The following is a 25,426-nucleotide window of genomic DNA, read 5'->3' as shown; positions in this document are numbered from 1 at the left end:
TCGTGGCGTTCATCGCGCGTCTCCGACGAAGCGGCCCTGCCGGTCGATCGCGAACATCTCGACGGCGACCGAGGCCGGCACGATGTCGCGCGCGACGCGCAGTGCATGCGCGCAGACGATGTCGCCGAGCGGTACGCCGCCGGCCTGCGCGAGCTTCAGCGCTTCCTGGCTCGTGTTCGCGGCGCGCATCGCGGCCTGCAGCGCGTCGTTCGCGCCGGCCTCCGACGCCCACTGCGCGAGCAGCGGCAGGTCGATGCTCGAATGGCGGCTGTGCAGGTCGAGATGGCCGGCCGCGAGCTTGCTGAGCTTGCCGAACCCGCCGCACATCGACAGGCGCGCGACGGGCGCGCGGCGCAGGTGCTTGAGCACCGCGCCCGCGAAATCGCCCATTTCGATCAGCGCCATGTCGGGCAGGCCGTAATGCGCGCGCATCGCGTCCTCGCTCGCGTTGCCGGTACACGCGGCGATGTGCGCGATGCCGTTCGCGCGCGCGACGTCGATGCCCTGGTGGATCGACGCGATGTACGCGGAACACGAGAACGGCCGCACGATGCCGGTCGTGCCGAGGATCGACAGCCCGCCGACGATCCCGAGGCGCGGGTTCATCGTCTTCAACGCGAGCGCCTCGCCGCCCTCGACGCCGATCGTCACGTCGAAGCCGCCCGCATGGCCGTATTCGGCGGCGAGCGCGTCGAGGTGGGTCGTCATCATCTGGCGCGGCACCGGATTGATCGCCGGTTCGCCGACCGGCAGCGTGAGCCCCGCGCGCGTGACCGTGCCGACACCCGGCCCCGCATGAAAGCGCACGCCCGGCGTCGCGGCGAGCGCGACGCGCGCGAAGATCAGCGCGCCGTGCGTGACGTCGGGATCGTCGCCGGCGTCCTTCAGCGTGCCGGCTTCGGCGCCGTCGGCCGTGGTGCGGCAGAACTCGAGCCGCATCATTACGCGCTGCCCCTTCGGCAGCACGATTTCGACCGCATCGTCCGCGCGGCCCGCGAGCAGCAGGCGCGCGGCGGCGAGCGACGTCGCGGTCGCGCAGCTGCCGGTCGTGTAGCCGAACCGCAGCGGCGCCGGTTGTTCGGGGGTTTCGTCGCGCATCACGCGAGGTCCGCGAGGTTCGACAGGCCGGTTGCCGTGGCGTCCGGCTTGCGCACGTCGTACAGCGTGACGGGCAACGGTTGCCGCCACGTGTCGAAGCGGCCGAGCGGCTCCGCGTGCGCGAGCGATACGCGCATGAGCGTGCCGCCGTGCGCGTCGCGCCATGCGGCGAGCGCCAGCTCGCCCTGCAGCGTGACCGCGTTCGCGACGAGCCGGCCGCCGGGCTTCAGCGCCGACCAGCACGCGTCGAGCACGCCGGGCGCCGTCGCGCCACCGCCGACGAAGATCGCGTCGGGCGCGGCGAGCCCCGCGAGCGCATCGGGCGCACGCCCCGCGACGAGTTGCAGGCCCGGCACGCCGAGCGCGTCGCGGTTGTGCTCGATGAAGCGCTGCCGCTCGGCGTGCGATTCGATCGCGATCGCCTGGCACGATGGATGCGCGCGCATCCATTCGATGCCGATCGAGCCGCTGCCCGCGCCGACGTCCCACAGCAGTTCGCCGGGTGCGGGCGCGAGGCGCCCGAGCGTGAGCGCGCGCATGTCGCGCTTGGTGAGCTGGCCGTCGTGGCGGTACGCATCGTCGGGCAAGCCGGGCGTGAGCGCGCGGCGCGGTGCGTCGGGGCCGGCCCGGCAGTCGAGCGCGACGAGATTGAGCGCGGCCGTTTCGTCGACGCTCCAGTCCTGCGCGAGGCCGTCGATGCGCCGTTCCAGCGGGCCGCCGAGATGTTCGAACACGCTGATGCGCGTCGGGCCGAAGCCGCGTGCCGTGAGCTCGGCGGCGACCGTGGCCGGCGTGCGGCCGTCCGCGCTCAGCACGAACAGGCGCCGGCCCGGCAACAGGTGGCGCGCGAGCGTCGCGAGCGGGCGACCGACGAGCGACACCGCGCCGATGTCCTGCAACGCCCAGCCGAGCCGCGCGGCCGCGAGCGACAGCGACGACGGGGCGGGCAGCACGCGCCACTCGTCGGGGAGCAGTTCGCGCGCGAGCGTCGCGCCGACGCCGAACAGCATCGGGTCGCCGCTCGCGAGCACGCAAACGGGCGAGCCGCGGCGCGCGAGCAGGCCCGACAGGTCGAACGGCGACGGCCACGTTTCGCGCGCGGCCGGCAGCCGCGCGGGCAGCATGTCGAGGTGCCGCTTCGCGCCGACCACCCGCGTCGCGTCGAGCAGCGCGCGCCGCGCGCTGCGTCCGAGCCCCGCGTAGCCGTCGTCGCCGATGCCCACTACCGTCAGCCACGCCGTCATGCACCCTTCCCCATCGTTCGATTCCATCGAGTCGCCGCACGACGGCCGTGAAGGCGCCGGTGCGGCCGTCCGCATTGCGAAAGTCGGCATGGTACCGTGTTCCACCGCGCGTTTCATCTGCCGGCCCGCCGCCCCGCACCGTGTTTTGCCCCGACTCCGGCGCATGGCCGGGCGGTCGCGAAGCGCCGTCGAAATCGGGTATCCTACGGCCGTTCGATCGCCGGTGCCCTTCGGGGCCGAAGAGGGAACACGGGGCGCGCGTCGTGCCGCCGTGGCTGCCCCCGCAACTGTAGACAGCGAGCCGATCTCCCCTTCATGCCACTGGTTTCACCGGGAAGGCCGGGAGCAGGCGCCGACCTGTCAGCCAGGAGACCTGCCGGCCTGAAAGTGCGTGCGTGCCAGCCGGCGTCGGGCGGGGTGTACCGATGCGTTGGCCGCTGCGCGACACTGTCCCGTATTCCGTTGAGTTCCGCCCCCGTCTCGATTCCTGTGTCGCCCGCCGTGCGCCCGTCGGCCTGCCCGGGGCTCGTGCGCGTCGTCGCGGCCGCCGACGGCGGACTGTGCCGCATCAAGCTGCCGGGCGGCCGGCTCGACGCGCGACAGGCGCGCGCGATCGCCGCTGCCGCGCGCGCCTACGGCTCCGGTGCGATCGACGCGACCAATCGCGCGAATCTTCAGCTGCGCGGCATTCGCGGCGGCGCGGCCGATCCGCTGGCCGACGCGTTGCTCGACGCGGGCCTCGGCCCGCGCGCCGCCGATGCCGCCGACGACCGGGCCGCGCTCGCCATGAGCGACGACGTCCGCAACCTGATGCTCAGCCCGCTCGCCGGGCGCGACCCCGACGCGCTGCTCGATAGCCGCGCACTCGCGACACCCCTCTTCGACCTGTTGGCGCGCGAGCCGCGTCGCGGCGAACTGTCACCGAAATTCTCGATTCAGCTCGATGGCGGCGAATCGGTCGCGGCGCTCGATCATCCGCACGATATCTGGCTGGCCGCCTGGCGTCGCGGCGACGGCGCGCTGCGCATCGCCGCGGGCCTGGCCGGCTGCGTGCCGGTCGCCTCCGGCGACACGCCCGCGTCGATCGACGTGTCGCCCGACCAGGCCGTCGCGCTCGTGCGTGCGTTGCTGCTCGCGTTCCTCGATCTCGCGCCGGCCGACGTCGCGCGGATGCGCGCGTTGCTCGCGACCTGCGGCGAACGCGCGCTGCTCGAACGTGCGCAACACGCTCTGCCCTTCCCGCTGGCGGCCGACCCGGCGCTCGCCGGCTGGCGACGCGCGCCGTCCGATGCCGCGCTGCGTTTCGGCGCGCGGCCGTCGCTCGACGCGGCCCGCTGCAGCGTCGGCGCGCAATGCGCGCTCGGCCGGCTCGACGCGACGCAACTGGAACGGCTTGCCGACATATCGGAAGCCGACGGCGACGGCACGCTGTCGATGACGCCCTGGCAAGGCGTGTTCGTACATGGCGTGACACATGACCGCGCGCCGGCCGTGCTCGACGCGCTCGCGTCGCTCGGCCTCGTGTGCGCGCCGACCGATCCGCTCGCATCGCTCGTCGCGTGCACGGGCAGCGCAGGCTGCGCGAAATCGCGCGCCGATACGAAACGCGACGCGCTCGCGCTGGCCGCGCGCATCGGCCGTCCGCTCGACTTACACCTGACAGGTTGCGCGCGCCATTGCGCGCTGCCGCACGCGGCGACGCACACGCTCGTCGCGGTCGCGCCCGGGCGCTACGACCTTTACCGGCGCGACGCCGCCGCGGGCCTCGGCGCCCCGCTCGCGCGCCATCTGACGATTGACCAGGCCGCGGCCCGACTGACGGGCGCGCGGCACAGCCAGGACACCACCGATGCTTGACTACATTCGCGACGGGCAGGAAATCTACCGCCAGTCGTTCGCGACGATCCGCGCCGAGGCCGACCTGTCGCGGGTTCCGCCCGACCTCGAGAAACTCGCGGTGCGCGTGATCCATGCGTGCGGGATGGTCGACGTCGTCCACGATCTGCGCTTCTCGGCGAGCGCCGGCACGGCCGGGCGCGCCGCGCTCGCGGCCGGCGCGCCGATCCTGTGCGACGCGAAGATGGTGGCCGAAGGCATCACGCGCGCGCGGCTGCCGGCCGGCAATCGCGTGATCTGCACGCTCGGCGAGCCGGAAGTGCCCGATCTCGCGCGCCATCTCGGCAACACGCGTTCGGCCGCGGCGCTCGAACTGTGGCGCTCCCAGCTGGCCGGCAGCGTCGTCGTGATCGGCAACGCGCCGACCGCGCTGTTCCATCTGCTCGACATGATCGATGCCGGCGCTCCGCGCCCCGCGCTGATCCTCGGCTTTCCGGTCGGCTTCATCGGCGCGGCCGAATCGAAGGCGATGCTGGCCGCCGACAGCCGCGGCGTGCCGTACGTCGCGCTGCTCGGCCGGCGGGGCGGCAGCGCGATGGCCGCCGCCGCGGTCAACGCGCTCGCGACGGAGGCCGAATGACGGCCGCGCGCGGACGCCTGTTCGGCGTGGGCGTCGGCCCCGGCGACCCTGAACTGATGACGATCAAGGCGCTGCGGGTGCTGCAGGCCGCGCCGGTGGTCGCGTATTTCGTCGCGAAGGGCAAGAAAGGCAATGCGTACGGGATCGTCGAAGCGCACCTGCTCGATACGCAGACGCAGCTGCCGCTCGTCTACCCGGTGACGACCGAGGCGCTGCCGCCGCCGCTGTGCTACGAGACGGTGATCGCCGACTTCTACGACACGGCCGCCGGGATCGTCGCGTCGCACCTCGATGCGGGGCGCGACGTCGCGGTGATCTGCGAAGGCGATCCGTTCTTCTACGGGTCGTACATGTACCTGCACGACCGGCTCGCGCCGCGCTACGACACCGAGGTGATCCCGGGCGTGTGCGCGATGCTCGGCGGCACGGCCGTGCTCGGCCAGCCGCTCGTGTATCGCAACCAGAGCCTGTCGGTGCTGTCCGGCGTGCTGCCGGAGGACGAATTGCGCGCGCGGCTCGCGCAGGCCGACGCGGCCGTCGTGATGAAGCTCGGCCGCAACTTCGACAAGGTGCGGCGCGTGCTCGACGACCTGGGGCTCGCGAAACGCGCGCTGTACGTCGAGCGCGCGACGATGGCGACCCAGCGCATCGTGCCGCTCGACGCAGTCGATCCGACGGCGTCGCCGTATTTCTCGCTGCTCGTGGTGCCGGGGGAAAAATGGCAAGGATGACGACGCCGCCCGCGATCGTGATTCTCGGCGCCGGCGCGCTCGACACCGCGCGGCGCATCCAGGCGCGCTATCCGGGCGCCCTCGTGCACGGGCTCGCATCGCGCGTCGCTGCCGACGTGCCGTTCGACGAACTCGGCGCGCATCTGCGCGCGCTCTACGCACGCGGCCTGCCGATCGTCGCGCTGTGCGCGGCCGGCATCGTGATCCGTTGCCTTGCGCCGGCGCTCGCCGACAAGGGTGTCGAGCCGCCCGTGCTCGCCGTCGCGGAAGACGGCTCGGCCGTCGTGCCGCTGCTCGGCGGGCTGACCGGCGTCAACGTAATCGCGCGGGAAATCGCCGAATGCGTCGGCGTCGCGCCGGCGATCACGACGAGCGGCGAGTTGCGCTTCGGCGCGTGCGTGCTCAATCCGCCCGAAGGCTATGCGCTCGCGGATCTCGCGCAAGGCAAGCGCTTCGTGTCCGACCTGCTTGCGGGCGCGGCCACGCGCATCGACGGCGCGGCGCCGTGGCTCGACGACGTCGCGCTGCCGCGCGATGCCGCGGCAGCGCATGCGATCCGCGTCACGCCCGACGCGTGGCGCGGCGCGCGCGACGAGCTCGTGATTCATCCGCGTAGCGTGGTGGTCGGTATCGACGCGCATGGTGCGCGGGCGGATGCGTCGCCGCCGGTTGCCGCGCGGGTCGAAGCGTTGCTCGATGCACAGGGTCTCGCACGACCGGCGCTCGCCGCGCTCGTTGCGCCCGCCACATTGCTCGGCGACGTTCGACTGGAAGAAGCGGCGCAAACGCTCGGCGTGCCGCTGCGCTTTGCCGATGCCGAAGTCGATGCTGCTCACGCCCGCGCGGGCGACCCCGATGCCGCCGCATTGCTCGGCAGCACGTTGCGCGTCGCGCATACGCTGCGCGCCACCGCCAGCGGTCTTGCCTGCGCCGTCGCTTCACACCCGATCGATCCGGCCACGCTCGGCCGTGCCCGCGGCCGTCTGACCGTGCTCGGCCTGGGCCCGGGCGGCGCCGCGTGGCTCACGCCCGCCGCGCGCAGCGCGCTCGCCGAAGCCACCGACATCCTCGGCTACACGACCTACGTGACGATGGCCGGCCCGTTCCGCGCCGATCAACGCGTGCACGGCACCGACAATCGCGAGGAAATGCAGCGCGCCCGCCATGCGTTCGAACTGGCGGCACAGGGCCGGCGCGTCGCGGTCGTATCGTCGGGCGACCCGGGCGTGTTCGCGATGGCCGCGGCTGTGCTCGAAGCGCTCGACGAAGCGCTCGACGAAGCGCGCGACCCGCACTGGGCGGCGGTCGACCTGCGCGTGGAACCGGGCATCTCGGCGTCGCTCGCGACCGCCGCGCAGGCCGGCGCACCGCTCGGCCACGACTTCTGCGCGATCTCGCTGTCGGACAACCTGAAACCGTGGGACGTGATCGAGACGCGCTTGCGGCATGCGGCGCAAGCCGATCTCGTGATGGCGTTCTACAACCCGATCTCGCGTGCGCGGCCGTGGCAGCTCGACCGCGCGCTCGACATCGTGCGCGCGCACCGTGCGGCCGATACGGTCGTCGTGCTCGGCCGCGACATCGGCCGCCCCGGCGCGACGCTCGCGACGACGACGCTCGGCGCGCTGCGCAGCGATCAGGTGGATATGCGCACGATGGTGATCGTCGGTTCGTCGACGACGCGGCGTTTTGCGATCGACGGCGGCCGCGAGTGGGTCTATACGCCGCGCTGGTATCGCTGAATGGCCGACGCGCGGCGCGCCACGCGGGGGCGCTAGCCGCGCCCCTGCTCGGCCAGCAGCCGCGCCTTCGCATCGACCAGGAGCGCCGCATGCGCGTCGCGATGCTGGCGGATCCGCTCGGTCGGCCCGACGACGGACAGCCCGTACCAGTCGCCGTCGAGCGTCACCGCGACGGCGATCGCCGACAGCTCGGGCGCGCTCTCGCCGAAATTCTCGGCCCAGCCGAGTGCGCGAAACCGCGCGGCTTGCGCGACGAGCGCCGGCAGGTCCGCGACGCTCGCGTCGGTGAAGCGTTCGAACGACAACTGCGCGCCGAGTGCCTGCTGCGCGTCGTCGGCGAGTTCCGCGAAGATTGCCTTGCCGATCGAGTTCGCATGCAGCGGGCGCAGCTCGCCGGGCTGGCGCGTATAGCGGATCGCCTGCTCGGATTCGACGACGTCGAGATACGTGACCGACGCGCCCTGGATCTTGCCGAGCACGGCCGTCTCGCGGCTCGCGTCGCGCAGTGCGACGAGATGCGGATGCACGAGATCGACGACGGGGTCGGTCGCGTCGATCGCGGCGGCGATCGTCTGCAGGCGCCGCGTCGGATAGTAGCCGCCGCGCTTGCGGACTTCGTACAGATAGCCGCGGCTCACGAGCGTGCGCGCCATCGCCAGGCAACTCGACGCCGGCACGTTGAGCAGGCGCGCGAGTTCGGTGAGCGGCAGCGGCCGCCGTTCGGCGGCGAACAGCTCGAACAGGTCGAGCGTGCGGGCAACGAGTTTGACATCCATGGCGAGCGCTTGATTCGGAACGGGAAGCCGCGCGCCGCGCAGGCCGCCGGGTCGGTACGGTCAGTACGACTTCGGCAGCCCGAGCACCTTCTCCGCGATGTAGCACAGAATCAGTTGCGGACTCACGGGCGCGAGCCTCGGAATCATACACTCGCGCAGGTAGCGCTCGACATGGTATTCCTTCGCATAGCCCATTCCGCCGTGCGTCGCGATCGCCGTCTGGCATGCCTGGAACGCGGCCTCCGCGCCGAGGTACTTCCCGGCGTTCGCCTCCGCGCCGCACGACTGCCCCGCGTCGTAGCGCGTCGCGGCCTTCATCACCATCAGCCACGCCGCCTCGAGCTGCATCCACGCCTGCGCGAGCGGATGCTGGATCGACTGGTTCTGCCCGATCGGCCGGCCGAACACGACGCGCTCGCACGCATACTGCGTCGCGCGCCGCAGCGCCGCCTGCCCGAGGCCGATCGCCTCGGCGGCGATCAGGATCCGCTCGGGGTTCAGCCCGTGCAGCAGATAGCGGAAGCCGTCGCCCTCGTTGCCGATCAGGTCGTCGCGCGGCACGCGCAGGTTGTCGATGAACAGCATGTTCGAGTCGACGGCCTTGCGGCCCATTTTCTCGATCTCGCGCACCTCGACGCGCGAACGGTCGAGGTCGGTATAGAACAGGCTCAGCCCGTCGGTCGGCTTCGCGACCTGGTCGAGCGGCGTCGTGCGCGCGATGATCAGCATCTTGTTCGCGACCTGCGCGGTCGAGATCCAGATCTTGCGCCCGCTCAGCACGTAATCGTCGCCGTCGCGGCGCGCCTGGGTGCTCAGGTGCGTCGTGTCGAGGCCCGCGTCGGGTTCGGTCACCGCGAAGCAGGCCTTGTCGCGCCCGGCGATCAGCGGCGGCAGGAAGCGCGCCTTCTGCGCGTCGTTGCCGAACACCTGCACCGGGTTCAGCCCGAAGATGTTCATGTGCACGGCCGACGCGCCCGACAGGCCGGCGCCCGATGCGCTGATCGTGCGCATCATCAGCGCGGCCTCGGTCATCCCGAGCCCGGCGCCGCCGTGCGCCGGGTCCATCGCGATGCCGAGCCAGCCGGCCTCGGCGAGCGCCGCGTGAAAATCGGACGGAAACCCGCCCGCGCGATCGCGCTCGAGCCAGTAATCGTCGCCGAAGCGTTCGCAGATTTTCTCGATCGCGCTTTCGATCGCGCGCTGGTCGTCGGTCAGGTCGAACTGCATGGATTGCTCTCCCGGAAAACGTGAACGGCCGCGGCATGTGCAACGACGCGCCGGGCCGCCCGAAGGTTGACGGGCGCCTTCATGGCCCGGCGCGAAGCGACAGGCCCGCAGGCGCTCATAACGGAAACACGCCCGTCGCGACCGCGGCGAAGACCATCAGCACGGTGGCGGCGAACAGGAACGGAATCGTGAATTTCTGGTGCTCGGCGAGCTCGACGCCGGTCAGCCCGACGATCAGGAACGTCGCGGGCGTGAGCGGGCTGACCGGAAACCCGGTCGTCATCTGGCCGAGCAGCGCGGCCTGCGCCATCTGGATCGGCGGCACGCCGAGCAGCTTCGCGCTTTCCGCGAGCACCGGCAGCACGCCGAAGTAGAACGAATCGGGATCGAACAGCAGGCTGAGCGGCATCGACAGCAGGCCGAGCACGAACGGCATGTGGCGCGCATGCTCGACGGGCACGTGCGCGACGACGACCTCGGCCATCGCCTTGAGCATCCCGGTGCCGGACATGATCCCGGTGAACGCGCCGGCCGCGAGCAGCACGCTCGCCATCATCAGCGCGGCCTTCGCATGCGCGTCGATCCGCTCGCGCTGCGCCTGCACGTCCGGATAGTTGATCACGAGGGCGGCCACCGTGCCGAGCATGAACATCACCATTGGGTCGACGATGCCGGACACCAGCGTGACGAGCACGACGAGCGTCAGCGCGAGGTTGATCCAGAAACGCCCGGGGCGGCGCAACGCGCGTTCGGCGTCGGTCAGTTCGCGCGGCGCAATCGCAAGCGCCGCCGCGCCCGCGCGATCGAGCCCGAGCCGCTTCGCCTCGCGCACGCCGAGCACATACGCGGTGCCGAACACGAACAGGAGCCCGACGATCTGCACCGGAATCATCGGCATGAAGATCGCCGAGCCGGGAATGTGCAATGCCGCCGACGCGCGCAGCATCGGCCCGACCCACGGCAGGAAGTTGACGCCGGCCGCCATCGACGCGACGCACGCGAGAATCCGCCGGTCCATCCCGAGCCGCGTATAGAGCGGCATCATCGCGGGCAGCGTGACGAGAAACGTGACGGCGCCCGAGCCGTCGAGATGGATCAGCAGCGCGAGCAGCGCCGAGCCCATCACGATGCGCGGCGGATGGCAGCCGATCACGCGCAGCACGCCCGCGATGATCGGATCGAGCATCCCCGCATCGGTGAGGATTCCGAAAAATAGAATCGCAAAAACGAACATTCCGGCGATCGGGCCGATGTTCTGCACGCCGTGCACGATGAACTTGCCGGTCTGAAGCCCGAACCCGGCCGCGAGCGATGCGGTCACCGGCACGACGATCAGCGCGACGAGCGGCGCGAGCCGTTTCGTGATGATCAGGCCGAACAGCGCGACGATCGCAATCGCGCCGATCCATGCGAGCATGATGTGTCTCCTCTTGCGCCGGCGCGCGTCGTGCGCGGCGCGGCGGGGTGTCCGAAGGGGCGTGCGGGGTGCGGCCGTGCGTCGTCGCGCGGCCGCCCGTCGCGATGCCGGTCAGCGTCGGCGATCGCCGTTGCCGTCGTTGCGCGCGTCGTCGGTAAAGACCTGCGCTGCGTGTTCGTTCAGCGCGGGCGGCGGCCGCCGGTACGTGGCCGGCGTGCGGCCGAGCTTGATCGGCGACGCGATGCCGCGATGCCGGCCGAGTTCGACTTTCATCCGCCGATGCGCGACGTGCGGATGGTCGAGCGCCGCATCGAGCCCGAGCACCGGTGCGCACGGCACGCCGCGGCGCATCAACTGGTCGGCGAGCGCCGCGCCGTCGTGTGCGGCCAGCGCCGTTTCGAGCAGCGCGCGCAAGGCGGCGCGGTTCGCGCTGCGCGCGCGGTTGTCGGCGAAACGCGGATCGTCGGGCCAGTCGCGCGTGCCGAGCACGTCGCAGAGCGCCGCGAACTGTCCGTTGTTGCCGACCGCGAGAAAGATGTCGACGCCCGCGGTCGGAAAGCTGTCGTACGGCGTGATGTTCGGATGCGCGTTGCCGGTGCGCACCGGCGCCTTCCCCGAATGGAAGAAGTTCGGCGTATGCGGATGCAGGATCGACAGCGCGCAGTCGAACAACGTGGATTCGACGAACTGGCCGCGTCCGCTCGCATCGCGTTCGCGCAGCGCCATCAGCACGCCGAGCGCCGCGTTCAGCCCGGTGACGAGATCGACGATCGGCACGCCCACGCGCAGCGGCGCACCGCCCGCCTCGCCGTTGACGCTCATCAGCCCGGCCAGCGCCTGCACGGCCGCGTCGTAGCCGGGCAGCCCGCCGAGCGGGCCGTCCGCGCCGAAACCCGACACGCGGCAGTAGACGAGACGCGGAAAGCGCGCGTGCAGCGCGTCGAAGCCGAGGCCCCAGCGCTCCATCGTGCCGATCTTGAAGTTCTCGACCACCGCGTCGGCCTGCCCGAGCAGCCCGAGCAGCCGCTCGCGGTCGTCGGGCTTCGTCAGGTCGAGCGCGATGCCGAGCTTGTTGCGGTTCACGCCGAGGAAATACGACGCGGTGTCGCCGTCGAACGGCGGCCCCCAGGTGCGCGTCTCGTCGCCCGACGGCGGCTCGACCTTGATCACCTCCGCGCCGTGGTCGGCGAGGATCTGCGTCGCGTACGGGCCGCCCAGCACCCGCGACAGATCGATGATGCGCAACCCTGCCAGCGCGCCCTGCTGCTCGTGTTCCGCCATGCGTCTCGCTCCTGCTTCCGGTTGATCGGACCGCCGGTTCCGCCGCGCCGGCAACGGCGGCACGGTTTCCTCGGCTGGAACAATAATTCTTGTGTGTGAATTTATATTCACACTCGGGAATTTTGTTGTCAAGCTGGAAATGTCCCGGCCGACGGGCCGATAAAGCGGCCGCGCGCAACTGGGGACGACACCGAACGCAGGCGGGTTGCGGCGCGGGGCCGCCGTTCGCTAAGCTGGCGGGCAGTACACGGTTGAACTGATGAAGAAAGGCGAAGATTCATGAAACGCATGCTGCTCGCGGCCCTCGTGCTGGCGTCGACGTTGGGCGTCGCCCGCGCGCAAACCCAGACATTCCATTTCGGTGAAGGCCAGGTACAGCCCGGGGCTGCGTCGCCCGCCGCCCGCCCGGCGCCCCCGCGCCGGCATGTGGCGCCGCCGCCACATCACCGGCGCACCGTCCACAAGCGGCGCCACGTGCGGCACGGCAAGCCCGCGCGCTCGGGACTCTACACGCACGCGTGACGCGAAAGCCGGTGCGCGGCACAGCGCACGGAACTGTCATGAACGCCCGGTAAGATCGGCGCGGCTGCCTGCATGCCGTCGCGCCCGAGTATCGGGCGACGCGCATTTCCTCCACGATTCAGCACCTGTTTTGCCGAACATGAGTACCGGGCCCGATACCCTCGCCATCATCAAGGAACGCGCCACGATCGTCTGCCGTCAACGCAGCAGCGTGCTGCTGGTCGCCCGCAGCGCGGCGCGCTGGTCGCTGCCGGGCGGCACGATCCGGCGCGGCGAGACGCCGCTGGAGGCCGCGCAGCGCGAGCTGGCGGAGGAAACGCGGCTGGAGGGGCTCGCGCTCGACTATGCGGTGCAGTTCGGTGGACTCACGAAGCTCCACCACGTATTCGTGGCCGATGTGCCCAGACACCTGACGCCGCGCGCCAGCAACGAAATCGCCCGCTGCAAGTGGTTCGACGTCGAACGGCTCGAAACGCTGCGCGCGAGCGTGCCGACGCGCAAGATCATCGAACTGTTGCACCTCGATCGTTTTTCGGTGCTTGCCGACGGGTCGCTGCGCGCGCGCTGAACGCGCCCGCGCGGGTCATCCCGGTTCGTGTGCGGATGCGTGCGCCGGCCGGCGGTGGCCGCCGCGCTCGCTCATCCGTTCTTCACCCTTGCGGAATCGTGCCGGGCCGCACGTACGCGAGCATGTGCGGCACATAATCGGCCTTGCCGAGATCGACGCCGTGATGGCGCAGGATCGCGTAGGCCGCGATCGTGTGAAAGTAGAACTGCGGCAGCGCCCAGTCGCGCGCGTACTGCTCGCCCGTCATGTCGAACGCGATGCCGTTCGGCAGTTCGAGGGCGATCGGCAGCGCCGCGCCGCCGTCGAGCGCGTCGGGCGCGAGTTCGCCGAGAAACGCGATCGTGCCCGCGACGATGCCTTGTGCGTCGCTCAGCGTGCCGGGTTGCGCATCGGCGTTCCAGCCGGCTTCCCGCAACGCCAGCAGCGCGGCCGGCAGCGGCTCGCCGCGCAGCCGGTACACGGGTTCCATTGCCTGGAAACACGAGAAGCGCACCTGCGCGGCGAGCGGATACATGTCGGGCGCGAGCTTCAGCGTCAGCATCGCATCGGGCATGTCGCCGGCGGCCTGCCGGTGCGCGGCCGCCTTGTCGAGCCACGCGGCTTGCGCGCGCAGCATCTGGGTCAATGTCGGAACGAGCAGTTGGGTCGGGGACATCCTTGCACTCCGGGTAATGGTTCGCGTCACACGATATCAGCGTCGGCGAAAAACCGCACCCTGCCGCCGTCAAGGCGCCGGCGCGAAACCGGTGGCGTATCGCGCTTCCCGCGCAAGCCGTGCGTACGGCACCTCTGCCCGCGGTCGGACGATGCGCATCTGCCGAAGCTCGACGCGGCGCTCGCGCATGGGTCGGCGGGCCTCGCCGACGCACCTCCGGCGTGCCGCGCGCGGCGTGCGGGTTACGGCTTGCCGTGGCGCGCAAGAAAGCGGTCGAGCTGCGACGCGAACGCCTTGCCGTCGCGTGCGCTGAACGGCGCCGGGCCGCCGGTATCGATCCCCGCGCTGCGCAGCTGATCCATCATCGCGCGCGTCGACAGGCGTTCCTCGATGTTCTCGCGGCTGAACCAGTTGCCGCGCGGGTCGAGCGCATGCGCGTTCTTGTCGAGGACGGCGGCGGCCAGCGGGATGTCGGCGGTGATCACGAGGTCGCCCGCCTCCGCGAGTTCGACGATCCGCGCATCGGCCACGTCGAAGCCGGCCGGCACCTGCAGCGCCTTGATGAACGGCGACGGCGGCGTGCGCAGAAACTGGTTCGCGACCAGCGTCACGCAGATCTCGGCACGACGCGCGGCGCGAAACAGCATGTCCTTGACGACGGCGGGACACGCGTCGGCATCGACGAGTACTTGCATGGCAGGCATTCCGGTCAGCAGAAACGGCGATCATAGCGCAGCGCCGGCCATCGGCCTGCGCCGTCGATCAACCGGTCAATCCGCGGCAAAGCGATTCGGCCGTCACCCAGTGCGCGCCCCATGCGCCGGCGAGCCGTTCGCCCTGCCCGATCCGCACGGCCGCATCGTCGAAGTCGACGAACACGACGTGATCGGCGGCTGCCGGTTTCGGCGGCGTTTCGCGCGTGCGCCCGTCGGACAGCACCCACAGCCAGCGCTGCTTGTCCGGCGCCGGCGCGCGCCGCGCGTCGCGCGCGAGCAGTTGCGCGGCGGCGGCGATGCCGTCCGCGAGCGGCGTGCCGCCGCCGCCGTCGACCGGTTCGAGCCAGCGCGCATTCCACCAGCGCGGCACCGCCGGGCCGAAGCGTCGCGCGGCACCGTTGCCGCCGAAGCAGATCAGCGCGGTTTCCATGCGCTCACGCGCGGCCTGGTCGAAATACGCGACGATCAACCCTTTCGCGAGCGCGAGCCGGTCGTGCGACAGCATCGACGCCGAACAGTCGAGCACGAAGCAATGCAGCGCACGCGGCGCGCCGGCCTGTTGGCGAAAGCGCAGATGCGTCGCATGCAGCGGGCCGCCGCGCTTCGCGGCGAGCGTCGCGGGCCACGCAACGGCCGTGCCCGAGCGCGCGGTGCCCGGCACGCGCGCGGCCGCGCCTGAATGCCATCGAGGACCGCGAATGGCGTTCGCGGCGGCGTCGGCTCGATGGCTCAGCGTTTTTTTAGCGGCAGCGGCACGACGCTTTTCACGTCGCGCAGCCCGGCCGGCTCGGGCGGCAGATAGCCCCAGTCGCCTTGCGATGCGGCGGCGTCGTGCTTCGCCGCGCCCGGCGGTTCGCCAGGCTGCCGGCGCGTGTCCGGCGGCGATCGATCGTGCTGATCGCGGCGCTCGTCATTCGCCGGTGACGCGCCGGACGACGGCGGCGCACCGGCATGGCGCCGGTGCCGCAGCACCGCGTCGGCCACGCGTTCCACGTGCGACACCGTCACCGCATCGGCCTGCTCCAGCGCGGCAAGGGCCCGCGCGGCGCGCAGCATCACGAGATCGGCGCGCAGCCCGTCGACGGCCGCGTCGATGCACAGCGCGCTGACGCGCGCATGCACCGCATCGTCGAAATCCAGCGTCGCCAGGCGCGCCCGCGCCGCACGAATCCCGTCGCCGAGTTCATGCTGCGCAGTCGCATGACGCGCACGAAACGCACCGGGATCGAGATCGAACGCCAGCCGCGCCTTCACGATCCGTTCGCGCTGCGCGGCATCGAAGCAGTTCTCGAGCTCGACCATCAGCCCGAAGCGGTCGAGCAGTTGCGGGCGCAGTTCGCCCTCCTCGGGATTCATCGTGCCGACCAGCACGAAGCGCGCATCGTGCGCATGCGACACGCCATCGCGTTCGACCACGTTCACGCCGCTCGCGGCGACGTCGAGCAGCGTATCGACGAGCCCGTCGGCGAGCAGGTTCACCTCGTCGACATACAGCACGCCGCGATGCGCGCGGGCCAGCAGCCCCGGCCGGAAGCGCACGCCGTTTTCGGCGAGCGCATGCGCGAGGTCGAGCGTGCCCGTCACCTGCTCGTCGCTCGCCGACAGCGGCAGCGTGACGAACTCGCCTTCGGGCAGCAGCTCCGCGAGCGCGCGTGCGGCGGTCGATTTCGCGGTGCCGCGCGGCCCGCTGACGAGCACGCCGCCGAGCGACGGGTCGATCGCCGCGAGCAGCAGCGCCTGCTGCAACGGCTGCTGCGCAACCAGCGCCGCGAACGGGAACACCGCGCGGGCGCGGTGTGTCGTCGAATCGGTCATCGCCGTCCTCCTTCCTGCAGTTGTTCGCTCGCGAGCCAGACCGCTTCGATCCGCTCGCGATAGTCGCCCGGCTGTTGCCACAGCCCGCGCTGCATCGCTTCGACGAAGCGTTCGCAGATGCCGTGCAGCGCCTTCGGGTTGTGCCGTTCGAGGAACGCGCGCGTGTCGTCGTCGAACAGGTAGGCGTCGGCGACGAGCGCGTACTGGTGATCCGACAGCACGCGCGCGGTCGCGTCATAGCCGTACAGATAGTCGACAGTCGCGGCCATTTCGGCCGCGCCCTTGTAGCCGTGACGCTTCACGCCGTCGAGCCATTTCGGGTTGACGACGCGCGAGCGGATCACGCGCGCGATTTCCTCGCGCAGCGTGCGCATCTTCGGCGCGACCGGGTTCGCATGGTCGCCGTGATAGATGCTCGGCTGCTGCCCGGACAGGTGCCGCACGGCCGCCGTCATCCCTCCCTGGAACTGGTAGTAGTCGTTCGAATCGAGGATGTCGTGCTCGCGGCTGTCCTGGTTCTGCACGACGACGTCGATCGTCGCGAGCCGCTCGCCGAACACGTCGGGCGCGGCATCGCCCGCGCTGTTTTGCGCGTAGGCATGGCCGCCCCACTGCCGGTACGCGTCGGCGAGATCGGCGTCGGTCTGCCAGCGGCGCTGGTCGATCAGGTCCTGCAGGCCCGCGCCGTAGCTGCCCGGCCGCGCGCCGAACACGCGCCAGCCGGCGCGGCGCCGCGCTTCGTCGGGCGCCATGCCCTGCGCGATCCACTGCTCGCGTTCGCGTTCGATGCGCGCGCGGATCGGGTTCAGTTCCTCGGGCTCGTCGAGCGCGGCAACCGCCTGCACGGCCGCGTCGAACAGGTGCATCAGGTTCGGGAACGCATCGCGGAAGAAGCCCGACACGCGCAGCGTCACGTCGATGCGCGGCCGGTCGAAGATCTCGATCGGCAGGATCTCGAAGTCGGTCACGCGATGGCTGCCGTGCGCCCATTTCGGCCGCACGCCGATGAGCGCGAACGCCTGCGCGATATCGTCGCCGCCGGTGCGCATCGTCGCGGTGCCCCAGGCCGACAGCCCGATCGCGCGCGGATAGTCGCCGTGATCCTGCAGATGGCGCTCGATCAACTGCTGCGCGGATTTCAGCCCGAGCGACCACGCGGCTTGCGTCGGCACCGCGCGCGTGTCGACCGAGTAGAAGTTGCGGCCCGTGGGCAGCACGTCGGGACGGCCGCGCGACGGCGAACCGCTCGGCCCCGGCGGCACGAAGCGGCCGTCGAGCCCGCGCAGCAACTGGCGCATTTCCTCGCCGCCGCACGCGTCGAGCGCGGGGATCAGCGTCGCGCGCACGCGGTCGATCACCGCGAGCGTGTGCGGCCATTCGCCGGGCGGTGGTATGTCGATGCCGGAAGCACCGGAAGCACCGGAAGCACCGGAAGCACCGGAAGCACCGGGATGGCCGTCGTCGCCGCAAGCGGCCGGGCTCAGCCCGTCGAGCCACCGCTGCGCGAGCCATTCGAGCCGCTCGCGTGTATCGCCGGCATGACGCCACGGCGACGCATCGAGCGCCTGCAGGACCGGCGGCCGCGGCCCGCTCCACGGTGCGGTCCAGTCGGCCGCGAGCGGATCGAAATCGTCGCCGAGCGCGAGATCGCGCGCGAGCGCACCGATCAGCCCGGCCCGTTCGCCCTTGCCGTCGCCGACCGGAAAGCGCGCGAGCGCGAGCAGCGTGTCGCGCCGCTGGCGACCGGCCGGCGACGCGCCGAACACGTGCAGCCCATCGCGGATCTGCGCTTCCTTCAATTCGCACAGCCAAGCGTCGACACGCGTGAGCAGCGCATCCTCGTCGCTCGTGCCGCGCGGCGGCGATACGCTCAGCTCGTCGTGCAGCCGATGCTCGGCGATCGTCGCGAGGATGGTCTTGCGCAGCAGCTTCGCGCGCCGCGCATCGACCATCAACGCTTCGTAGTACTCGTCGACCTGCCGTTCGAGATCCTGCAGCGGGCCGTAGTTTTCCGCGCGCGTGAGCGGCGGCATCAGATGATCGACGATCACGGCCTGCGCGCGGCGCTTCGCCTGGCTGCCCTCGCCCGGATCGTTGACGATGAACGGATACAGGTGCGGCAACGGCCCGAGCGTCAGGTCGGGCCAGCATGCGTCGGACAGCGCGACGCTCTTGCCCGGCAGCCATTCGAGATTGCCGTGCTTGCCGAGGTGGATGACCGCGTCGATGCCGAATGCATCGCGCAGCCAGAAATAGAACGCGAGATACGCGTGCGGCGGCACGAGGTCCGCATCGTGGTAGCTCGCATAGTCGTTCTCGTCGCGCGAGCGCGACGGCTGGATGCCGACGAACACGTTGCCCGCGCGCCAGCCGGCGATCGTGAAGCGCCCTTGCCGCAGCGTCGGGTCGGCTTCGGGCGGCCCCCAGCGTTCGTTCAGCGCGTCGCGCACCGTGGCCGGCAGCCGCGCGAAATGCGCGACGTAGTCGGCCAGCGCGAAGCTCTGGAACGCCGGGCGCAGTGCGTGCACGGCCGGGTCGTTGGTCACGCCTTCGGTGAGCCGCGCGATCAGCGCGTCGCCGTCGGCCGGCAATTCGGCTACCGCGTAGCCCGCGTCGCGCAACGCCGCGAGCACGCGCAGCGCGGACGCCGGCGTATCGAGCCCGACGCCGTTGCCGATCCGCCCTTCGCTGTGCGGATAGTTCGCGAGAATCAGCGCGATGCGTTTGTCGGCATTGTCGAGCGTGCGCAGCCGGCACCAGCCGCGCGCGAGCGCCGCGACGAACGCGATCCGCTCGGCATCCGGCTGATAGCGCACGACGTCGACTTCGGTGTGCGGGCAACGATACGCGAGCCCCTTGAAGCTCACCGCGCGCGTGACGATGCGCCCGTCGACTTCGGGCAGCGCGATGTGCATCGCGATGTCGCGCGCATGCAGCCCCTGGTTGTCGGCCACCCACGCGTCGCGATTGCCGCCGGACAGGATCACCTGCAGCACGGGCGCGTCGCCGGCCAGCACGTCGGGTTCGGGGCTGTCGATCGCGCCCGCCGCGAACGCGGTGGTGTTCAATACGAGCGCGACGTCGTGCGTGTCGCAGAGCTGCGTGATGACCTCGCGGCTCACCGCGTCCTTCAGCGACGTGACCGCGATCGGCAGCGGATTGAGCCTTTCGCGCACGAGCGCATCGGCGAGCGCGTCGAACACGGCGGTGTTCGCGGCCTGCCAGTGAGCACGATAGAACAGGATCGCGACGACGGGCGCGCCGGGCGTCCAGCGCGCCCGCCAGTCGTCGACGCTCGCCGTGTCGCGTGCCGGGTGATACAGCGCCGCGGCCGGCAGCGGCCGCGGCGGTTCGGGCTCGTCGCCAAACCCGAGCGTATGGAATGCAATGCTGCGCAGCAGCGCCGCGGCGTTGTGCAGCCCGCCTTCGCGCAGGTAGCGCCACCACAGCCGGCACAGATCCGGCGTGACCGTGCTCTTCGCGACGAGGTTCGGGTCTTCCTGCAGGTCGCCCGAGAACATCGCGAGCTGCTGCTTCCGTTTCGACGCGAGCGACACGGCCTGCTCGATCCCGTACGGCCAGTACGCTTCGCCGCCGAGATGGTCGATCACGACCGTCTTCGCGTGACGCAGCACGTCGTCGACATAGAAATCGACCGACGCCGGCTGCCGCAGGAACGTGACGTTCGCGAGCCGGACGCTCGGAAAACCCGCCGGCATCGTCGGCACGACGCTTGCCAGCAGCGACAGCGTCGTGTCGGCCGAGCTCAGGATCACGATGTCGGCCGGCTGCTGGTCGATCCGGACGACGCCTTGCGTATCGTCGACGAAGCCGCCCGGCGTGGTGCGCAGCAAATGCATCGTGCGTTACGCCTGTTGCGTCCGGGCCGCGCACGCGGCGTCGAACGCGCGTTGCAGCGCGGCCGCGTCGAGATCCTCGCCGATCAGCACGAAGCGGCTCGCGCGCGTTTCGCCATCCTGCCAGCGACGATCGAAATAGCTGTCGAAACGCCGGCCGACGCCCTGGATCACGAGCCGCATCGGCGCATCGGGCAGCGCGGCGAAGCCTTTCGCGCGGTAGATCGTATGCGTCTCGACGACACGCTGCAGCGCGGCGATCGTCGCGTCGCGCGAACCTGCATCGCCCGACACGACGACCGAATCGAAATCGTCGTGATGGTGGTCGTGATCGCCGTCGTCGGCCGAGCCGTGATGGTCGTGACGCAGATGGATCGTGTCCTCCGACGCCGATTCGAGCCCGAGCAGCATCGCGAGATCCAGTTCGCCGCGCGTCGCGCGCACGATCTTCACCTGCGGCGGGATCTCTTCGCGGATCGCGGCTTCGACTTCGGCGAACTGCGCGTCGCCGACGAGATCGGCCTTGTTCACGATCACGAGATCGGCCGACGACAGCTGATCGGCGAACAGTTCGTGCAGCGGCGATTCGTGGTCGAGGTTCGGATCGGCGCGGCGCTGCGCGTCGACGGCCTGCGGATTCTCCGCGAACTGGCCGCTCGCGGCGGCCGGCCCGTCGACGACGGTCACGACCGCGTCGACCGTGAAGCTGCTGCGGATCGTCGGCCAGTTGAACGCCTGCACGAGCGGCTTCGGCAACGCGAGGCCCGACGTTTCGATCAGCACGTGGTCGATGTCGGCGCGGCGCTCGACGAGCGCCTCCATCACCGGATAGAACTCTTCCTGCACGGTGCAGCACAGGCAGCCGTTCGCGAGTTCGTACAACTGGCCCGACGCTTCGCCCGGCGCGCCGTTTGCGTCCTCGCAGCCGATGCCGCAGCCCTTGAGGATCTCGCCGTCGATGCCGAGCTCGCCGAACTCGTTGACGATCACCGCGATGCGGCGGCCTTCGGCGTGCTGCAGGATATGGCGCATCAGCGTGGTCTTGCCGCTGCCGAGAAAGCCCGTGACGATCGTGACGGGCAGCTTGCGCATAGTCATGGTAGATCCTGTGTCGAAAATGGAATCAAGCCGGGATCGTCGCGCCGAATGCGGCGCGGCATGTCATCTGGCGGATCGCGGGGATCGTGCGGCGCAGTCCGGACGGACGGCCGCTGAACGGACGGAACGACGAATCGGACATGACGCTTCCTTGCGAACGGTCGACATGGTGAATGCCAACACGGCCGTCGCTGCCCTGCCCGCGCCGCCTGCCGCTCGCCGCGCCGGCCCGGGCGCGCATGCGCGGCGGGCCGATCGGCGGAGGAAGCGGGAAACGCTCGGGCGTCGGGCGTGCTGCGGCCGTGGACGATGCGCCGCCTCCCCGCGGCGCTGAACCCCAATGTCTCGGCCGGTATCCGGGCTGACGAACACGCCGCTTCGCCTTCCCGGATGCGCGCGGCATCCAGTGGCGGTCGTCCGCATGCGGCGGGCATGCGGCGAAGCGGCGCTGCGTGGCGCTTGCGCGCGACGCGTTCGCTTACCGTTGCGGGGGCAGCACAGGTTGGCTCGACTGCGGTGCAGTCACGCTCCCTGTTTCCCGTTTAACTGCGCACGCCGGAGGAGCGCGCGCGAGCACCAAAACGCGTGCGAGTGTAGGCGGCGGTGCGGGGAGCGTCAAGGCGAAACGGGCCGCCGCCGGGCGTTCGGCATGGCCGCGGCGCCGCGCGCAAGGCTGCCTCCGGCGCCCGCGCGGCGGGTTCGCGCGGATCGGTCGCTGTGCTATCGTATGCGCCGCGTTCGGTGCTCGCACGCGCATTTGCGCGCATGCAGTTAAACGGGAAACAGGAGGCGGATGTCCGCCCGGCCTGTGCTGTCCCCGCAACGGTACGCCGCCCGCGCGCCGCGCTTGCCGCGCACGCGCCCAGGCCGCCCGCGATGCCACTGCCCTTCAGCGGGCGGGAAGGCTGCGGCCTGGCAAGCGGCCAGCCCGGATACCGGCCGACGCAAGGGGCGAGCCCGATGCTCGCCGAACGCCCGATCCGCGGGGGACGGATGGGGTGCGCATTCCGCCCGCGCTCGCGCGGGCTTCGCTCGATCAATCATGTCTTGCCTGTCCGTCGGCAGCCGATGCGCCGCCCGCTTTCCCCTTTCCACTGCTTCGACACGGTGCGCGCCGTGCCGCACGCGATGAGCCGCGCCTGGCTCGTCGGCGCCGGCCCGGGCGATGCCGATCTGCTGACGCTGAAGGCCGTGCGCGCGATCGCCGCGGCCGACGTGCTGCTCGTCGACGATCTCGTGAACCCCGACGTGCTGCGCCACGCGCGCGCCGATGCGCGCATCGAGCAGGTCGGCAAGCGCGGCGGCCATGCGTCGACGCCGCAGGACGCGATCGTCGCCGCGATGCTCGCGCACCTGCGCGCGGGCCGCAGCGTCGCGCGGCTCAAGGGCGGCGATCCGTTCGTGTTCGGCCGCGGCGGCGAGGAACTGCTCGTGCTCGGCGCGGCCGGTTTCCCGGTCGAAGTCGTCAACGGCATCACGGCCGGCATCGCCGCGCCGGCCGCGCTCGGCATTCCGGTCACGCATCGCGGCGATGCGCAGGGCGTGATCTTCGTCACGGGCCACGGCGCGGGCGCCGACGAACCCGACTGGCGCGCGCTGGCCGCCACGCGCATGACGATCGTGATCTACATGGGCATTCGCCGGCTCGACGCGATCGCGGCCGCGCTGCGCGACGGCGGGCTGGCCGGCGACACGCCGTGCGCGGCGATCGAGAACGCGACGCGTGACGGGCAGCGGCACGTGCTCGCGACGCTCGATACGGTGGTCGAACGCGTCGGCGCGACCGGTATCGGTTCGCCGGCGATCGTCGTGATCGGCCGGGTCGCGGCGCTCGCCGACGACCCGGCGGTGCGCGTGGCGCTTGGCGGGAGCGGCGCATGATGCGCGTCGCGCTCGGCGTCGGTTTCCGCGCGGGCGTGACGGCCGCGCAACTCGACGCCGCGATCCGCGCGGCGCTCGCGCGCTACCCGGACGCCGAGCCGGCCGTCGTCGCGACGCTCGCCGTCAAGGCGCACACGCGTGCGCTGCGCACGCTGTGCGCGCGGCGCGGCTGGCCGCTCGTCGCGTTCGACGCGGCGCAGCTCGCGCATTGTCCCGAACCGGCGCCGAGCGCGCCGTCGGCTGCCGCGCTCGCGCGTTTCGGCGTCGCCGGCGTGGCCGAACCGTGTGCGCAGCTCGCGGCGCCGCGTGGCCGGCTGCTCGGCCCCAAATCCATCCTGGGCGGCGTGACGGTTGCGCTCGCCGGCCCGCTCTGAACCCTTTGTTTCGCTTTCGACAGGACGACTCCCGATGAAGACCGATGCCGAATCCCATCAACGGATGACCGAACGCCGCCGCGCCGGCCACGAAAAGAAGCAGGCCGCCGCCACGCACGAGAAGGGCCTGCTGATCGTCAACACCGGCAACGGCAAGGGCAAGAGCACGGCCGCGTTCGGCATGGCCGTGCGCGTGCTCGGCCACGGCATGCGGCTCGGCGTCGTGCAATTCATCAAGGGCGCGCTGCACACGTCCGAGCGCGATTTCCTCGGCGCGGTCGCGGAGTGCGACTTCGTGACGATGGGCGACGGCTATACGTGGAACACGCAAAACCGCGACGCCGACATCGCGACCGCCCGCAAGGGCTGGGACGAGGCGCGCCGGATGATCGAAAGCGGCGAATACCGGATGGTGATCCTCGACGAGTTGAACACCGTGCTGAAGTACGAATACCTGCCGCTCGACGAAGTGCTCGCGACGCTCGCCGCGCGGCCGGATTCGGTGCACGTCGTCGTCACCGGGCGGCATGCGCCCGATGCGCTGATCGACGCGGCCGATCTCGTCACCGAAATGCGGCTCGTCAAGCATCCGTACAAGGAGCAAGGCGTGAAGGCGCAGCGCGGCGTGGAGTTCTGACCGATGCCGGCCTGCCCCGCGCTGTTCGTCAGCGCGCCCGCGTCCGGACAGGGCAAGACGTCGGTGACGGCCGGCCTCGCGCGGCTGCACCGGCGGCTCGGCCGGCGCGTGCGCGTGTTCAAGACCGGGCCCGATTTCCTCGATCCGATGCTGCTCGAACGCGCGAGCGGCGCGCCCGTGCATGCGCTGGACCTCGGGATGGTCGGCGAAGCCGGCTGCCGCGCGCTGCTCGCCGAGGCCGCGCGCGATGCCGACCTGCTCCTGATCGAAGGCGTGATGGGGCTGTTCGACGGCACGCCGAGCAGCGCCGATCTCGCGACCGCGTTCGGCGTGCCGGTCGTCGCGGTGATTTCCGCGAAGGCGATGGCGCAGACGTTCGCGGCGATCGCGTTCGGGCTCGCGCGCTTCCGGCCCGGCGTGCCGTTTCACGGCGTGCTCGCGAACCGCGTCGGCTCGCCGCGACACGCGGAACTGCTGCGGCAGGCGCTGCCCGACGACCTGCGCTGGCTCGGGCACGTGCCGGCCGACGCGGGCATCGCGCTGCCGGAACGGCATCTCGGGCTGCACCAGCCGGCCGATATCGACGATCTCGACGCCCGGCTCGATCGCGCGGCCGACGTGCTCGCGCACACCGCGCTCGCCGAGTTGCCCGCTGCCGTCGCGTTCGCGGAACCGGACGTTGCCGCCCCGCTGCCGCGCGCGCTCGCCGGCAAGCGGATCGCGATCGCGCGCGATGCGGCGTTCTCGTTCATCTATCCGGCCAATCTCGCGTTGCTCGACGCGCTTGGCGCGCAGTTGCGGTTCTTTGCGCCGCTTGCCGACGAACCCGTGCCCGCCGATTGCGATGCGCTGTTCCTGCCGGGCGGGTATCCGGAGCTGCACGCGGCGACGCTGGCGGCGCATGCCGTGACCGCGCGGACGATTCGCGCGCACGCGGCGGCCGGCCGGCCGATCGTCGCGGAATGTGGCGGGATGGTGTATCTGTGCGAGTCGCTGACCGACGTGGACGGCGTCACGACGCCGATGCTCGGACTGCTGCCCGGCCAGGCGACGATGCAGCGCCGGTTCGTGGCACTCGGGATGCAGCAGCTCGATACGCGCACCGGGCCGATGCGCGGTCATACGTTTCATTATTCGCGGCTGGCTACGCCGCTGGCGCCGGTGGCGACCGCCGCCCGGCCCGATGGCGAGGCCGGCAGCGGCGAAGCCGTTTATCGCGCGGGCGCGATCGTCGCGACGTACATGCACATGTACTGGCCGTCGAATCCGGATGCGGCGGCGGCGTTGTTCGGCGGGGACGCGTTCTAGCTT

The 25,426-nt window shown here is 71.2% G+C and carries 22 protein-coding genes and 3 riboswitches; of the genes, 10 read left to right on the top strand and 12 right to left on the bottom strand.

From position 1 onward, the window contains the following. Window positions 1-9: 9 nt before the first annotated feature. Complete coding sequence (locus DCN14_RS23290; protein ID WP_096505300.1) at window positions 10-1,098, bottom strand: cobalt-precorrin-5B (C(1))-methyltransferase; 1,089 nt, start codon at window positions 1,096-1,098, stop codon at window positions 10-12. Further along, window positions 1,098-2,342 carry a precorrin-6y C5,15-methyltransferase (decarboxylating) subunit CbiE gene (gene cbiE / locus DCN14_RS23285; RefSeq protein WP_096505302.1) on the bottom strand — a complete coding sequence of 415 codons (1,245 nt, stop codon included), beginning with the start codon at window positions 2,340-2,342 and terminating at the stop codon, window positions 1,098-1,100. Before cbiE ends, DCN14_RS23290 begins: the two co-directional genes overlap by 1 nt. A 204-nt stretch (window positions 2,343-2,546) precedes the next feature. Further along, window positions 2,547-2,738, top strand: a riboswitch (cobalamin riboswitch). 105 nt (window positions 2,739-2,843) lie between these two features. Here cbiE and cobG point away from each other — a divergent pair. From cobG to cobJ, 4 genes are read left to right on the top strand one after another with little or no spacing between them, the layout of a single operon-like run. Further along, on the top strand, window positions 2,844-4,199 hold the full coding sequence (gene cobG / locus DCN14_RS23280) for a precorrin-3B synthase (protein WP_096505458.1): 1,356 nt from the start codon (window positions 2,844-2,846) through the stop codon (window positions 4,197-4,199). Next, window positions 4,192-4,818 (top strand): precorrin-8X methylmutase, encoded by a 627-nt coding sequence (locus tag DCN14_RS23275; protein ID WP_096505304.1) that lies wholly within the window; start codon window positions 4,192-4,194, stop codon window positions 4,816-4,818. Before cobG ends, DCN14_RS23275 begins: the two co-directional genes overlap by 8 nt. Beyond that, on the top strand, window positions 4,815-5,549 hold the full coding sequence (locus DCN14_RS23270; protein WP_096505306.1) for a precorrin-2 C(20)-methyltransferase: 735 nt from the start codon (window positions 4,815-4,817) through the stop codon (window positions 5,547-5,549). Before DCN14_RS23275 ends, DCN14_RS23270 begins: the two co-directional genes overlap by 4 nt. Then, window positions 5,546-7,291 carry a precorrin-3B C(17)-methyltransferase gene (cobJ, locus tag DCN14_RS23265; RefSeq protein WP_096505308.1) on the top strand — a complete coding sequence of 582 codons (1,746 nt, stop codon included), beginning with the start codon at window positions 5,546-5,548 and terminating at the stop codon, window positions 7,289-7,291. Before DCN14_RS23270 ends, cobJ begins: the two co-directional genes overlap by 4 nt. A gap of 32 nt (window positions 7,292-7,323) precedes the next feature. On the opposite strand, the gene DCN14_RS23260 is transcribed toward cobJ, so the two are convergent. The 4 genes from DCN14_RS23260 to DCN14_RS23245 all read right to left on the bottom strand — a co-directional run bounded on the left by DCN14_RS23260 (window position 7,324) and on the right by DCN14_RS23245 (window position 11,992). After that, the gene (locus tag DCN14_RS23260) at window positions 7,324-8,067 is read right to left on the bottom strand and encodes an IclR family transcriptional regulator (protein WP_096505310.1); all 744 of its coding nucleotides are present in this window, start codon (window positions 8,065-8,067) and stop codon (window positions 7,324-7,326) included. A gap of 60 nt (window positions 8,068-8,127) precedes the next feature. Beyond that, window positions 8,128-9,294, bottom strand: coding sequence for an acyl-CoA dehydrogenase family protein (locus DCN14_RS23255; RefSeq protein ID WP_096505312.1), 1,167 nt, complete (start codon window positions 9,292-9,294; stop codon window positions 8,128-8,130). A 115-nt stretch (window positions 9,295-9,409) separates the two neighbouring features. Then, a complete protein-coding gene (locus tag DCN14_RS23250) occupies window positions 9,410-10,711 on the bottom strand; it encodes a citrate:proton symporter (RefSeq protein ID WP_096505314.1) in 1,302 nt (433 codons plus the stop codon). 111 nt (window positions 10,712-10,822) lie between these two features. Continuing rightward, a complete protein-coding gene (locus DCN14_RS23245; RefSeq protein WP_096505316.1) occupies window positions 10,823-11,992 on the bottom strand; it encodes a CoA transferase in 1,170 nt (389 codons plus the stop codon). Window positions 11,993-12,271: 279 nt separating this feature from the next. On the opposite strand from DCN14_RS23245, the gene DCN14_RS23240 reads away from it, so the two are divergent. Together DCN14_RS23240 and DCN14_RS23235 are read left to right on the top strand one after the other, a co-directional pair. Further along, complete coding sequence (locus DCN14_RS23240) at window positions 12,272-12,514, top strand: hypothetical protein (RefSeq protein ID WP_096505318.1); 243 nt, start codon at window positions 12,272-12,274, stop codon at window positions 12,512-12,514. Between the two features lie 139 nt (window positions 12,515-12,653). Continuing rightward, on the top strand, window positions 12,654-13,082 hold the full coding sequence (locus DCN14_RS23235) for an NUDIX domain-containing protein (protein ID WP_096505460.1): 429 nt from the start codon (window positions 12,654-12,656) through the stop codon (window positions 13,080-13,082). An 82-nt stretch (window positions 13,083-13,164) separates the two neighbouring features. Here DCN14_RS23235 and DCN14_RS23230 read toward each other — a convergent pair whose 3' ends face one another. The 6 genes from DCN14_RS23230 to cobW all read right to left on the bottom strand — a co-directional run bounded on the left by DCN14_RS23230 (window position 13,165) and on the right by cobW (window position 21,223). Next, window positions 13,165-13,737: a DUF1993 domain-containing protein gene (locus DCN14_RS23230; RefSeq protein WP_096505320.1), complete on the bottom strand. Its 573-nt coding sequence runs from the start codon at window positions 13,735-13,737 to the stop codon at window positions 13,165-13,167. 242 nt (window positions 13,738-13,979) lie between these two features. Continuing rightward, on the bottom strand, window positions 13,980-14,432 hold the full coding sequence (locus tag DCN14_RS23225) for a YaiI/YqxD family protein (RefSeq protein WP_096505322.1): 453 nt from the start codon (window positions 14,430-14,432) through the stop codon (window positions 13,980-13,982). A gap of 67 nt (window positions 14,433-14,499) precedes the next feature. Next, window positions 14,500-15,114 carry a VWA domain-containing protein gene (locus DCN14_RS23220; RefSeq protein ID WP_096505324.1) on the bottom strand — a complete coding sequence of 205 codons (615 nt, stop codon included), beginning with the start codon at window positions 15,112-15,114 and terminating at the stop codon, window positions 14,500-14,502. A gap of 68 nt (window positions 15,115-15,182) precedes the next feature. Continuing rightward, window positions 15,183-16,268 (bottom strand): ATP-binding protein, encoded by a 1,086-nt coding sequence (locus tag DCN14_RS23215; RefSeq protein WP_096505326.1) that lies wholly within the window; start codon window positions 16,266-16,268, stop codon window positions 15,183-15,185. Further along, window positions 16,265-20,128, bottom strand: coding sequence for a cobaltochelatase subunit CobN (gene cobN / locus DCN14_RS23210; RefSeq protein ID WP_096505328.1), 3,864 nt, complete (start codon window positions 20,126-20,128; stop codon window positions 16,265-16,267). The genes DCN14_RS23215 and cobN overlap by 4 nt, the downstream gene beginning before the upstream one ends. Window positions 20,129-20,134: 6 nt before the next feature. Then, window positions 20,135-21,223: a cobalamin biosynthesis protein CobW gene (gene cobW, locus DCN14_RS23205; RefSeq protein ID WP_096505330.1), complete on the bottom strand. Its 1,089-nt coding sequence runs from the start codon at window positions 21,221-21,223 to the stop codon at window positions 20,135-20,137. Window positions 21,224-21,552: 329 nt separating this feature from the next. Further along, a riboswitch (cobalamin riboswitch) is annotated at window positions 21,553-21,819 on the bottom strand. A gap of 126 nt (window positions 21,820-21,945) precedes the next feature. Then, a riboswitch (cobalamin riboswitch) is annotated at window positions 21,946-22,182 on the top strand. Between the two features lie 109 nt (window positions 22,183-22,291). On the opposite strand from cobW, the gene cobA reads away from it, so the two are divergent. The 4 genes from cobA to DCN14_RS23185 are packed head-to-tail and all read left to right on the top strand — an operon-like array spanning window position 22,292 to window position 25,423. Beyond that, a complete protein-coding gene (gene cobA, locus DCN14_RS23200; protein WP_172441907.1) occupies window positions 22,292-23,104 on the top strand; it encodes a uroporphyrinogen-III C-methyltransferase in 813 nt (270 codons plus the stop codon). Next, window positions 23,101-23,478 (top strand): cobalamin biosynthesis protein, encoded by a 378-nt coding sequence (locus DCN14_RS23195; protein ID WP_096505332.1) that lies wholly within the window; start codon window positions 23,101-23,103, stop codon window positions 23,476-23,478. Before cobA ends, DCN14_RS23195 begins: the two co-directional genes overlap by 4 nt. A gap of 34 nt (window positions 23,479-23,512) precedes the next feature. After that, entirely contained in the window at window positions 23,513-24,115 is a 603-nt protein-coding gene (gene cobO, locus DCN14_RS23190; protein WP_096505334.1) for a cob(I)yrinic acid a,c-diamide adenosyltransferase, read from the top strand. Window positions 24,116-24,118: 3 nt separating this feature from the next. Then, entirely contained in the window at window positions 24,119-25,423 is a 1,305-nt protein-coding gene (locus tag DCN14_RS23185; protein WP_096505336.1) for a cobyrinate a,c-diamide synthase, read from the top strand. Window positions 25,424-25,426 lie beyond the last annotated feature (3 nt).

The organism is Burkholderia sp. IDO3 (assembly GCF_003366075.1).
GTDB lineage: Bacteria > Pseudomonadota > Gammaproteobacteria > Burkholderiales > Burkholderiaceae > Burkholderia > Burkholderia anthina.
This window is presented reverse-complemented; position numbering and strand designations above follow the sequence as displayed.

Bases quoted from the DNA above. Each gene is read 5' to 3' on its own strand.
- DCN14_RS23255 (WP_096505312.1), bottom strand. From the start codon at position 9,294: ATGCAGTTCGACCTGACCGACGACCAGCGCGCGATCGAAAGCGCGATC.
- cobW (WP_096505330.1), bottom strand. From the start codon at position 21,223: ATGACTATGCGCAAGCTGCCCGTCACGATCGTCACGGGCTTTCTCGGC.
- DCN14_RS23235 (WP_096505460.1), top strand. From the start codon at position 12,654: ATGAGTACCGGGCCCGATACCCTCGCCATCATCAAGGAACGCGCCACG.
- DCN14_RS23290 (WP_096505300.1), bottom strand. From the start codon at position 1,098: ATGCGCGACGAAACCCCCGAACAACCGGCGCCGCTGCGGTTCGGCTAC.
- DCN14_RS23185 (WP_096505336.1), top strand. From the start codon at position 24,119: ATGCCGGCCTGCCCCGCGCTGTTCGTCAGCGCGCCCGCGTCCGGACAG.
- DCN14_RS23275 (WP_096505304.1), top strand. From the start codon at position 4,192: ATGCTTGACTACATTCGCGACGGGCAGGAAATCTACCGCCAGTCGTTC.
- DCN14_RS23225 (WP_096505322.1), bottom strand. From the start codon at position 14,432: ATGCAAGTACTCGTCGATGCCGACGCGTGTCCCGCCGTCGTCAAGGAC.
- DCN14_RS23260 (WP_096505310.1), bottom strand. From the start codon at position 8,067: ATGGATGTCAAACTCGTTGCCCGCACGCTCGACCTGTTCGAGCTGTTC.
- cbiE (WP_096505302.1), bottom strand. From the start codon at position 2,342: ATGACGGCGTGGCTGACGGTAGTGGGCATCGGCGACGACGGCTACGCG.
- cobO (WP_096505334.1), top strand. From the start codon at position 23,513: ATGAAGACCGATGCCGAATCCCATCAACGGATGACCGAACGCCGCCGC.
- DCN14_RS23195 (WP_096505332.1), top strand. From the start codon at position 23,101: ATGATGCGCGTCGCGCTCGGCGTCGGTTTCCGCGCGGGCGTGACGGCC.
- DCN14_RS23215 (WP_096505326.1), bottom strand. From the start codon at position 16,268: ATGACCGATTCGACGACACACCGCGCCCGCGCGGTGTTCCCGTTCGCG.
- DCN14_RS23240 (WP_096505318.1), top strand. From the start codon at position 12,272: ATGAAACGCATGCTGCTCGCGGCCCTCGTGCTGGCGTCGACGTTGGGC.
- DCN14_RS23270 (WP_096505306.1), top strand. From the start codon at position 4,815: ATGACGGCCGCGCGCGGACGCCTGTTCGGCGTGGGCGTCGGCCCCGGC.
- DCN14_RS23250 (WP_096505314.1), bottom strand. From the start codon at position 10,711: ATGCTCGCATGGATCGGCGCGATTGCGATCGTCGCGCTGTTCGGCCTG.
- DCN14_RS23245 (WP_096505316.1), bottom strand. From the start codon at position 11,992: ATGGCGGAACACGAGCAGCAGGGCGCGCTGGCAGGGTTGCGCATCATC.
- DCN14_RS23230 (WP_096505320.1), bottom strand. From the start codon at position 13,737: ATGTCCCCGACCCAACTGCTCGTTCCGACATTGACCCAGATGCTGCGC.
- cobN (WP_096505328.1), bottom strand. From the start codon at position 20,128: ATGCATTTGCTGCGCACCACGCCGGGCGGCTTCGTCGACGATACGCAA.
- cobA (WP_172441907.1), top strand. From the start codon at position 22,292: ATGCGCCGCCCGCTTTCCCCTTTCCACTGCTTCGACACGGTGCGCGCC.
- cobJ (WP_096505308.1), top strand. From the start codon at position 5,546: ATGACGACGCCGCCCGCGATCGTGATTCTCGGCGCCGGCGCGCTCGAC.